Below are 9,985 nucleotides of genomic sequence, written 5' to 3' on the forward strand. Positions count from 1 at the left end.
GTCCGGAATGTGCCTGGAGCGATGGGGCGCAGTCGCTGAAGCCGGCGAAGTTTGCCTCCCTGATCGAAAAGGGCCGTGCGATCGCCAAGGTCATCGGACGCGAGCTGTAAGCCGGAATTCACAAATATCTGCAAAGCACTGCCGCAAGAAGCGGGGGCGTTGATATTCGCAAGCTGTGAAAGTATAGACCTGCAGGACTTCACAGCGGCGTCAAAACCAGACAAAAAGCTGTTTCCCATCGGGTTTTCCAAATCCCGCAGGGAAGCAGCTTTTTTTATTTCTTATCTTTATTCTTTTCCTTCGGCGTCGGCTTGGTTTTCAATTCGGTGAAATCATCCGTGTCGAAGAACTCTGCCAGGGTGATTCCCAATCCGTCGCACAACCGTTTAATCGTGGCGATCGTCGGGGAACTCGTTTCCCGGTTCATCAGATTATTGACCGTCGACTGGGTCATACCGCTGATCTGGGACAACTGGTAGAGGGACATTCCCTGTTCTTTGGCCAACGCCTGAATTCTGAGCTTGATCGTATGGGAAAGCTCGTTGCTCATCTTCATCTCTCCTTTTTTCCTATCATTAATTCTTCCGTTTTTATTTTACCAGAAAAGCCGCACGGTGGACAGCTTTTCTCATGCGAAATTACCCGGAAATCCTCAATCAACAGGAAATGGCGCCGTCATCCGCCAGCTGCAGGATCTCTTTTAAGCCCCCTTCGGCATGCGGACCCAGCGTCATTGCCGTCAGGGCGCCGCAGGCGGAGGCGAGCCGCATACACTCCTTGAGCGTTTTTCCCTGCAGCACTGATGCGGCGTAACCGGCGAAAAAGGCGTCGCCGGCGCCGTTGGAATCGGCCAGTTTGATCGGCAGGGCGGCAAAGCTTTGCGTTTGTTCCGGTTGGATCAGCTGCGCTCCCCGCGAACCGCAGGTCACGACGATCGCCTGCAGGCGGTATTGAAAATAAGTGGTCAGCGGCCGGCCCAGCACGTGTTCTAAAAGCTGACGCTCCTCTTCGTTGACCTTCAGATGCGTGCATAACCGCATCGTCTTTTCCAACAACTCCGGATCGATCTGATCGCACAGCGGCCCCGGATCAAAAAACAAATCCCGTCCGCCGCGGCAGAACTGATGCAGATAGGCAACGGCGTTTTCACTGTCCGCGCCATAGATCAGATACAGACCCGTCAGGCAGCAGGCTCGGTAATTCAACGCCGGAATCCGCGCCGGATCAAATACTCCTTCGCAGCCGCGGTAGGTCATGAATGTTCGTTCCTTCTGATCATCGAGCAGGATCATGCAGAAACCGGTCTTCTGATCCTCGATCACAAACAAACCGTCCATCGCCAAGGCATTGCGGTGGAAGAAAGCCCGGACCTTTTCGATCGACTCCGCTCCTACCGCGGAATATAAAACTGGATCCAGTCCGAATTTTTTCAGGGTGAACGCGGCGTTGATCGGACAGCCGCCGATCCGTTCAAACGTATCCTGAATCAACGTGTCCTGGCCCTTGACAGGAAACTGACTCAGCAGGCAATACCGGTCCAGACACAGTCCGCCCAGCATTAATACAGGGTTCTCCATGGTTGATTTCCTCGCTTTATTTTTACCATAACGGATATATTATAGTGAACTCAGGCATGAAAGTCCATTGAACCCGAGCGGAAAACGACGAAATTTGGTACCATTGCGCCGGCGTTCTATGATAAAATGAAGATGTCGAAAACCCGCGGCCTTTCCGGCTTGCTTTTTTCTTCCGGTCAAGCCGCTGTCAGGGATTTCCACCTTTCCGGTTTCGCCGCTTTTTTCAGGGAAAAAGGTGGGAGACAAAACTAAAGCGAGGTCATAAAATGAAACAATCTGAACAGGAAATGAAAGAATGGGCGCAGCAGCTTAACGCCGTCCATCTGCCGCGGTGGGAGGAGCTGCCGGATATTGACTTGTATATGGATCAGGTCATGACGCTGATGGACCGGTATCTTGATCTGCTTTTAGGTCAGAACCATGAAAAGATCATCACACCGGCGATGGTCAACAATTATGTCAAGCTGAACCTGATCCCCGCCCCGCATAAGAAACAATACAATCGTGTCCATCTGGCATATCTGGTGGCGATTACAATTTTAAAACAGGTTGTGACGATCAAGGAGGTTCGCGTCGGAATATTGTATCAGGCCCATTTAAGCGGCACCCGCAACGCGTATAATCTGTTCTGTTCGCAGCAGGAATACGAATTGAAGAAGGTCGCCGCCCAAATCGATCCGCAGCTGGTGTCCAAGGCTCAGTCAGAACCGATTTCTTTTGATAATCTGGCGCTGAAAATGGCGTCCGGGGCGTTCGCGCAGAAGATTGTCGCCGAAAAAGCGGTTGCGCTGCAGGAGCGGGAATTGAAGCAGATGCAGGAAGAGCACAGCCGCAGCCTGCAGAAATGAGCCGCTTCGTCGTCATCGGCGGAGCGAACGTCGATATCATGGGAATTGCCGACCAGGCGCTGCGTCCGCAGGATTCCAATCCCGGAACGATCCGCACGACGCTGGGCGGAGTCGGCCGCAACATCGCGGAAAATCTGGCACGGTTAGACGAGGCGGTCAGTCTGGTCAGCGTGGTTGGGGACGACAGCTTCGGCCGCTGGATTTTGAAACAAGGCCGCGAATGCGGCGTGGATATGCGCTGGGTTCGATCGCTTCCGGGACAGCGGACATCGGCATTTCTGGCCATCCTTGATCCTGATCACGATTTGCACAGCGCGATTGCGGACATGAGCATTCTTCATCAGCTGGATCAAGCCTCCCTGCAGCCGGTGCTGAACTCACTGAAGCGGGGGGATCTGTTAATCTGCGATACCAATCTGGATCCCGAACTGATCCGCTGGATTGTGACGGAAGCTCCCTGCCCGCTGGCGATGGATCCGCTCAGCGCATCCAAAAGTGAGAAAGCGCGGCCGATTTTAAACCGGCTGACATATTTCAAACCAAATCGGGCGGAAGCGGAACGGCTGTGCGGATTTCCGATTCAGACGCCCGCAAAAATCCGTGCCGCTCTGGACTGGTTTGTTAATCAGGGGGTTAAGGAAACCGTGCTTTCCCTGGGGGCACAGGGAACTGCAGTAGCAGTCGGACAGCGGCGGCTTTTGATGACGGTGGATCCGCTGACCCCCGTCAACACTACCGGCGCGGGCGACTGCTTCTTTGCGGTGTATCTGAGCTTTCGCACGCAGGGTGCGGTGGTTGAAGACGCGATTGAATCCGCGGCGGCCGGGGCGGCGCTGACCTTAAGCGATCCCTTGTCCGTCAGCCCTTTGCTGAGCCGGCAGTCGCTTGCGCTGCGGCGCGGACGGCAGTCTTGCCGCTGGTTTGACCTGAACCAAATTTAACCTTCTCTTTCGATATTCGCGCGTAGCCGCAATCGAAACCTAACTCCCGATGAAGAAAGAAAAAGGAGCATGATTATGGAAGAAGTATTGAATATTATTCGCGATGAAACGCTGACCTACCAACAACAGCTGCTTGCCTTAGCCCGTCTGGCGGAGAATATGGACGACACGCTGCAGCGTTCCCCGGAATATCGGCAAGGACAGAAAGACGGCATTTTCTGCGACCTGGGCGAGGGGCTGGCGCCGTATCGGCCGCGCTATATCTGCCCGGATTATACGCAGTTGATGGAAAAAGGATCCCGATTTCTCGATCTGACGCCGCCGCAGGATCTGCTGGAAGCGACCAACGCCCTGCTGATCATGTATCATCACGTACCTTCGATTACCTCGTTTCCAGTCTATCTGGGCAATCTCGACCAGCTGCTGGAACCGTTTGTCCTGAAGGAAACACCGCAGCGGGCGAAGCAGATCCTGAAAATGTTTCTGCTGCATATCGACCGCACGCTGACCGATTCGTTCGTGCATGCCGACCTTGGCCCAGAGGCGACTCGCACTGGCGAGCTGATTCTGCAGCTGAGCGAGGAAATGCAGTGCGCGATGCCGAACCTGACGCTGAAATATGATCCGCTGCTTACCAGTGATGATTTTCTGAAGCGCTGCGCGCTGTGCATGTTAAAGACCGCCAAGCCCTCGTTTGCCAACCACGCGATGTTCACCCGCGAGTGGGGCGAGAACTATGCGATCGCTTCCTGTTACAATGGCTTGAAAGTTGGCGGAGGCGGCTTCACGCTGCCGCGGATCCGGCTGTACGAATGCTCGCTGAAAGCGAAGGATCCGCAGGATTTCCTGGACAACGTGCTGCCGCACTATGTGCAGATCATGCTGGAAATGATGGAAGACCGAATCCGCTTCATCGTTGAAACCAGCGCGTTCTTCAAGGCCAATTTCCTGGTCACGGAAGGGTTTGTCAAGCTTGAGAACTTCACCGGCATGTTCGGCATGGTCGGCCTGGCGGAGTGCGTCAACCACCTGCTGGGGATTGAGGATCCGCGGCGGGGTTATGGCAACAACGCTGCTGCGGATGATCTGGGCGTCAGAATTTTACAACGCTTAAGCGATCTGGTCGCGGGTTTTACTTCGGCCTATTGCGATTGTACGAATCACCACTTCCGTCTGCACGCGCAGGTTGGGATTGATTCCGACGGCCGCGAGAACTCTCCGGGCGCACGGATTCCAGTCGGCGCAGAACCGGGCATGCTGAAGCAGATTCAGCATGCGGCGCGGATGCACGGCTTTTTCCCGACCGGGATCGGCGATATCTTTAAGTTTGAGGAAACCTGGCTGAACACGCCGGAAGCTTTGGGCGATATCATCAAGGGCGCAATGGCCAGCAGAATGCGCTATTTCTCCGGCTATCTCGAGAACAACGATGTCGTCCGCGTGACCGGCTATTTAGTCAAGAAAAGCGAACTGGCGAAGCTCGATCAGCATAAGCAGTCGCTCAACAACGTCAGCATCTTCGGCCAGGGCGCCCGCGACAAAGGCAATGCGCTTGACCGCCGGGTGGAAAAGCGCGGACAATGAAGGCGTTGATCAACCGGATCATTCCCTTTTCCAACGTTGACGGACCCGGTAACCGCTGCGCGATTTTTTTCCAGGGCTGCCCGCTGCATTGCGCATACTGCCACAATCCGGAAACCTGGCAGGTCTGCGATCATTGCGGTCAATGCGTCGCCGGCTGCCCAGCCGGGGCGCTGGCTTTGCGTAAAGGAAAAGTGGTTTGGGATGAAACCCGCTGCGCAGGCTGCGATCAATGCATCCATGTCTGTCCCCATCACGCTTCCTGCAAAGTCAGCGAGCTGACGCCCGAGGCCTTGTTTGAGAAGATTGCGGAAACCTTTCCGTTTATTCAGGGAATTACGGTCAGCGGCGGGGAATGTATGCTTTACGCTGATTTTCTGACGGCGCTGTTTCGCCGTGTCAAGGCGGCCGGGAAAACCTGTCTGATCGATTCCAACGGCGTCATTGATTTTGGGCAATATCCCCAACTGCTCGCTTTGTGCGACGGCGTGATGCTTGATATGAAAGCCATCGACGACGACTTTCACCGCCAGCTCACCGGCGCGTCCAATCGACAGGTACTGGATAATCTGACACTGCTGCTGGAGGCTGGGAAGCTGGAAGAAGTCCGTACGGTGCTGCTGCCACAGTTTCCCAAACAAAATCAGAAGACGGTCCGTGCGGTAAATGAAAGGCTGCAGGGAAAAATTCGTTATAAGCTGCTGCGCTATCGGCCGTTTGGGGTGTGCGAGGAAGGACTGCGGTTCTGCGGCCGGACGATCACGCCGTTGGAAGAAGCCGAGCGTCTGGCGCAGGCTGAAAGCGACCGCGGTTTTCATAACTGTGTCGTTATCTGAACAAAATCAGGGTGCAATTAGATGAATTTGTAAGAGGAAGTCCGTAAGGGCTTCCTTTTTGTCGGCTGTCCTCTTTATAAAACCAACGCGCGCGTGATATAATAAGAAAGCAAGTCAACAAAGGAGATCGGGCGGGATGAAAACACCACAAAAAGCGATATCGCAGCTGATAACGCAGAAGGAAATTTTAGAACAGCTTAAAGAACTCGGCGTCGGCGCCGGCATGATCCTTGAAGTTCATGCGTCGCTCAGCGCGTTCGGATATGTCTGCGGGGGCGCCCAAACGGTCGTTAACGCGTTGATTGAAGCGGTCGGCTACTCTGGTACGCTGCTGATGGCGATGCAATGTTCGGACAACACTGAACCCTCGGCCTGGGAAAATCCGCCGATCGAACGTCATTTGATCAAAGCCGTGCGCGAACAGATGCCGGCGTTTAATAAAAAAGAATCGGATACCCGGGCAATGGGGGCGATCGTCGAGAATCTGCGGCGGCGCGATGGGATCGTCGTTTCTCATCATCCCAACTGCGCTTATGTCGCCTGGGGTAAATATGCCAAGCTGCTTTGCAACCATCAGTCGCTGCATTTTCCGCTGTCTGAGGAATCCCCGGCCGCCCGGTTGTATGAGCTGAAAGGCTCGGTGCTGTTAATGGGCGTCGATTATACCCGCTGTACGGCAATGCATTTAGCGGAATACCGCAGTGAAATCCGGCCGGTGATCCTGCGCGGTGCGGCGGTCGAGCTGGAAGGCAAGCGGATGTGGAAGAAATATCTGGATCTGGATATCGACAGTGAGATCTTTAATAAAATAGGCAAACGCCTGGAGGAAAAAGGCTTTGTCAAAAGAGGCAAGGCCGGTATGGCTGAATTGCGGCTGTTCAAAGCGGACGCCGCGATTGATGAAGCCATGCGCTATCTGGCCAAGGAACACCCGTATGCCCGATATCTTCAACCTGCGCTTTTTTGAAGGTAAACAAAAAGCGGCAGTCCCGTTTTCATAACTCTGTGATAACAGAACACTTTGGCAAGGGTGAATTGGAAAACGACGATGACAAGAATGAAAAAAGCAGCGGATGTCTTATGCCGTTGCTTTTTTACGAGATGTTATTTTGAAACAGCGATTCAATTTCTTTTGAAACAAGGCTTTGCGGCACGGATCCGCCAAAGTCAGATCAGCGCTCATGCGGGTTCAGTGCAAATAACTCGCCAATCCAGGCGCCAAGTTCGCACAGGACAGCTTCATCTGCCGGTTTGAACCGATCCGGGATCGGGGCGTCGATATCCAGCACGCCGACAACTTCGGACTGATAGACCAGCGGGACGACGATTTCACTGCGGCTGGTCTGATCGCAGGCGATATGGCCGGGAAACTGATGAACATCCATGACGACTAAGCATGTATTTTTCTGCGCCGCTGTTCCGCACACGCCTTGCCCTAAGGCGATATGCGTACACGCCGGTTTTCCCTGAAACGGACCCAGGATCAATTCACCCTGCTTCATCAGATAAAATCCTGCCCAGTTGATATTGGGAACGCTCTGCATGATCAGCGCGCTGAGATTGGCCAGGCAGCAGATCAGGTCCGTTTCCTCAAAACACAAGGCTTTCGCGTTATCCAGCAGCGTTTCCATGCGCATTGTTAATTTTTCTTCCATCCTTTTTCCTCCGCTTTTCTCTATTTTAACGGAATCGACAGAAAAAAGGAACGCATCCTGAAAGAATGTGCTATAATATTTCTCGTGAACAGGGGAGCAAATGCTGAGATCCAACGATGGAACAAACCCTTATCACCTGATCTAGGTAAAACTAGCGTAGGGAGTTTACTGATTTTTCCTTACGCCTCACACTTGGAGGTGTTTTTTTATGAAATGGACAACCAAAGATCTCGTCTACATGGCGCTGTACGCTGCATTATTCATCGTACTCGACGTCGCCGTCAACACCCTCGGAATTTTACAGATGCCCAACGGCGGTTCGCTTGGCGTCTCGGTGATTCCGCTGTTAATGGCCAGCTATCATCTGGGCTGGCAGAAAGGCACGGTCGTCGCCGTACTTTCGATTCTGCTGCAGTATGTCACCGGTCCGATGTATACTCCGGACCTGATCGGCTTTCTGCTCGACTATTTCTTCGCCTTTTCCGTTTACGGACTGGCGAGTCTGTTTCCTAACTACAAATGGTTTTACTCCGGCGTGCTGATCACCAACCTTGTCCGGCTGATCTCCAGTACGCTGTCCGGTATTCTCGTCTGGGAAACGGCGCCGTGGGCCTCGCTGGTCTACAATGCCACTTACATGATTCCGACAACGATCCTGTGCCTGGTTCTGCTGCCGTTAGTCATGCCGCGCATCAAACCGTTGATGAACAAGAAATAAAGTCCTGTCTGCAATTAGATCAGAATCGAAAAACTCAGCAATCAGCCGCTTTAATTACAAAAAGACGCAGATTCCAGGAGCCTTTCAGAAGACTTTTGGATCGGCGTTTTTTTATTTCAATAAGGGAGAGACTGGCGGAATTCAGCTCAGCTGACTTTCTTCTGATTTGAAGGTTTGGTGCTTCGTGTCGATCTTTTGCGCCTGTTCATTTTCCAGCTTGTACCAACCCTTTTCAAACATCAGGTCGTAGTTCTTCCGCTGCAGCTGGCTGCTTTCCTGAAACAGACCGAACAGTTTGGTATATAACTCGTTGTTGCTGGCTTCCTGACAGGCTAAGGAATACATATAGGTGATATGTTTGATCGAGATCAGTAAATCATTCAGCCGGTCGCGGTCGTTAAAACGTTTCTCATCCGGTAAAATTTCAGACTTCGGATTCATAACTTCCGGACTGTTCATTCGTTGACACTTCCTTTCAATTCGTCAGTCAGAATGGAATACTGACTTTTCAGAGTTTCGTAGTAATGAGCGGCGAAGTCGCTGACTTGTTTATCTTCGATTTTCCGGCTGTAATTCTCCGCTTTTTTCGCTGTGGTCAGCAGCGTTTCCAGCATATCTGCCAGATAAGAACAATCCTTCGGGGAAAGCATTTTTGGCGGTGTTTTCATCATCCAGCCTCCTTTCTTCTGACAGTATGGTCAGACAGGATGGGTTTATGCGTATTTTCCTGGCGAATCAAACGACTGGATTCCCCTCTTTTCGTTCAGACTAAAAAGAGGTATAATAAATAAGATTTTGTAAAAAAGAAGAAATGAGGTGAATCTCCATGCTGCCTGAAGTGGGATCGCAGGTCTACATTCAGAGTTTCAAGCATGACGGTTCGCTGCATCGGACATGGGCTAAAGGCTTCGTTATTGAGGCTGGGGTGCGCCGGGTGATTGCCGTTACCAATAAAACATGGGTCACCGAGGCGGATGGCCGCCGCTGGTTTACACGGGAACCGGCGATTTGCTTCTTCTATCCTGATCACTGGTATAATGTGATCACGATGATTCGGAAGACCGGCATCTATTATTACTGTAATCTTGCTTCTCCAAGTTTGTATGACGGTGAGGCAATCAAGAATATTGATTATGATTTGGATGTCAAGCTGTTTCCGGATGGACGCATTGAGATTCTGGATGAAGATGAATATGAGCAGCATGGCCGTGAAATGGGATACAGCGAACCGCTGAAGCATGCCGTAGAAAAAGAGATGGACGTGCTGATCGGCAAGATCAAACGAAAAGAATCGCCGTTCAATCAAAAAGAAATTGAATGTCTGTACCACGAATATCTGGAATTGCTGCACACGGCACTGCAGGATTCAGAACGTGAGAAACTTTGACTTGATAAAATCGGTCAGAGTTTTTTTGTTTGTCGGGACAGTTTCTGACAAGAGGGCAGTTAGGATGAACTGCTTTCACGGAACGCCGCTGAAATGATCAGAATGAATATGAGGAAATCAGAAAACAGGAAAAGATGGAAAAGTCAAATCTTATGAAGCGGAATGGATTAAATCGTTGGGCAATGAAAAAAGAATCGAAGTTTTAAGAAGACTGTATATAACTGAAAAAAACGGGTACGTTGGAAATGAGCAGAGAGGGAAAAGCTTAAAAAGCCTTTAAAATAAGGGGGAAACAAAGTGAGGGGAGAAAATGCAAAAAAAATAAAAAAAGATGTTGACAGAAAAGGGGTGATTTGGTAATATTAATGAGCACCTCGCGAGAGGGCGTCGATCTTTGAAAACTAAACAGGAAGAAAAGCACAAATACAACGTCAATTCATAA

The 9,985-nt window shown here is 51.7% G+C and carries 12 protein-coding genes, 1 pseudogene and 1 riboswitch; of the genes and pseudogenes, 8 read left to right on the forward strand and 5 right to left on the reverse strand.

Annotation, left to right across the window (positions count from 1 at the left end; genetic code table 11):
* A pseudogene (locus I2G61_RS15985) lies at window positions 1-110 on the forward strand (3-deoxy-7-phosphoheptulonate synthase); the annotation flags it as partial.
* Window positions 111-274: 164 nt separating this feature from the next.
* Here the strand turns inward: I2G61_RS15985 and I2G61_RS15990 are convergent.
* On the reverse strand, window positions 275-550 hold the full coding sequence (locus I2G61_RS15990; protein ID WP_072686095.1) for a helix-turn-helix domain-containing protein: 276 nt from the start codon (window positions 548-550) through the stop codon (window positions 275-277).
* 106 nt (window positions 551-656) lie between these two features.
* Entirely contained in the window at window positions 657-1,577 is a 921-nt protein-coding gene (locus I2G61_RS15995; protein ID WP_195548464.1) for a carbohydrate kinase family protein, read from the reverse strand.
* A gap of 266 nt (window positions 1,578-1,843) precedes the next feature.
* Between I2G61_RS15995 and I2G61_RS16000 the strand changes: the two genes are divergently transcribed.
* The 5 genes from I2G61_RS16000 (at window position 1,844) to I2G61_RS16020 (ending at window position 6,750) form a co-directional block, all read left to right on the forward strand.
* The gene (locus tag I2G61_RS16000; RefSeq protein ID WP_072686099.1) at window positions 1,844-2,425 is read left to right on the forward strand and encodes a DUF1836 domain-containing protein; all 582 of its coding nucleotides are present in this window, start codon (window positions 1,844-1,846) and stop codon (window positions 2,423-2,425) included.
* Window positions 2,422-3,366, forward strand: coding sequence for a carbohydrate kinase family protein (locus I2G61_RS16005; RefSeq protein ID WP_195548465.1), 945 nt, complete (start codon window positions 2,422-2,424; stop codon window positions 3,364-3,366). Before I2G61_RS16000 ends, I2G61_RS16005 begins: the two co-directional genes overlap by 4 nt.
* A 75-nt stretch (window positions 3,367-3,441) precedes the next feature.
* Window positions 3,442-4,950, forward strand: coding sequence for a YjjI family glycine radical enzyme (locus tag I2G61_RS16010; protein WP_072686103.1), 1,509 nt, complete (start codon window positions 3,442-3,444; stop codon window positions 4,948-4,950).
* A complete protein-coding gene (locus tag I2G61_RS16015; protein ID WP_072686105.1) occupies window positions 4,947-5,783 on the forward strand; it encodes a YjjW family glycine radical enzyme activase in 837 nt (278 codons plus the stop codon). Before I2G61_RS16010 ends, I2G61_RS16015 begins: the two co-directional genes overlap by 4 nt.
* A 136-nt stretch (window positions 5,784-5,919) precedes the next feature.
* On the forward strand, window positions 5,920-6,750 hold the full coding sequence (locus I2G61_RS16020) for an aminoglycoside N(3)-acetyltransferase (protein ID WP_072686107.1): 831 nt from the start codon (window positions 5,920-5,922) through the stop codon (window positions 6,748-6,750).
* 205 nt (window positions 6,751-6,955) lie between these two features.
* Here the strand turns inward: I2G61_RS16020 and I2G61_RS16025 are convergent, their stop codons facing one another.
* Window positions 6,956-7,438 (reverse strand): GAF domain-containing protein, encoded by a 483-nt coding sequence (locus tag I2G61_RS16025; protein WP_072686109.1) that lies wholly within the window; start codon window positions 7,436-7,438, stop codon window positions 6,956-6,958.
* 80 nt (window positions 7,439-7,518) lie between these two features.
* Window positions 7,519-7,618, forward strand: a riboswitch (TPP riboswitch).
* Window positions 7,619-7,646: 28 nt separating this feature from the next.
* On the opposite strand from I2G61_RS16025, the gene I2G61_RS16030 reads away from it, so the two are divergent.
* On the forward strand, window positions 7,647-8,156 hold the full coding sequence (locus I2G61_RS16030; protein ID WP_195397820.1) for an energy-coupled thiamine transporter ThiT: 510 nt from the start codon (window positions 7,647-7,649) through the stop codon (window positions 8,154-8,156).
* Window positions 8,157-8,297: 141 nt separating this feature from the next.
* On the opposite strand, the gene I2G61_RS16035 is transcribed toward I2G61_RS16030, so the two are convergent.
* Window positions 8,298-8,615 (reverse strand): spore coat protein, encoded by a 318-nt coding sequence (locus I2G61_RS16035; RefSeq protein ID WP_072686114.1) that lies wholly within the window; start codon window positions 8,613-8,615, stop codon window positions 8,298-8,300.
* Window positions 8,612-8,824 carry a hypothetical protein gene (locus tag I2G61_RS16040; protein WP_072686116.1) on the reverse strand — a complete coding sequence of 71 codons (213 nt, stop codon included), beginning with the start codon at window positions 8,822-8,824 and terminating at the stop codon, window positions 8,612-8,614. Before I2G61_RS16040 ends, I2G61_RS16035 begins: the two co-directional genes overlap by 4 nt.
* A 158-nt stretch (window positions 8,825-8,982) precedes the next feature.
* Between I2G61_RS16040 and I2G61_RS16045 the strand changes: the two genes are divergently transcribed.
* Window positions 8,983-9,543: a DUF402 domain-containing protein gene (locus I2G61_RS16045; protein WP_072686118.1), complete on the forward strand. Its 561-nt coding sequence runs from the start codon at window positions 8,983-8,985 to the stop codon at window positions 9,541-9,543.
* The last annotated feature ends 442 nt before the right edge of the window (window positions 9,544-9,985 follow it).

The sequence above is a fragment of the Holdemania sp. 1001095H_141210_F2 genome, from assembly GCF_015558105.1.
Lineage (GTDB): Bacteria > Bacillota_I > Bacilli_A > Erysipelotrichales > Erysipelotrichaceae > Holdemania.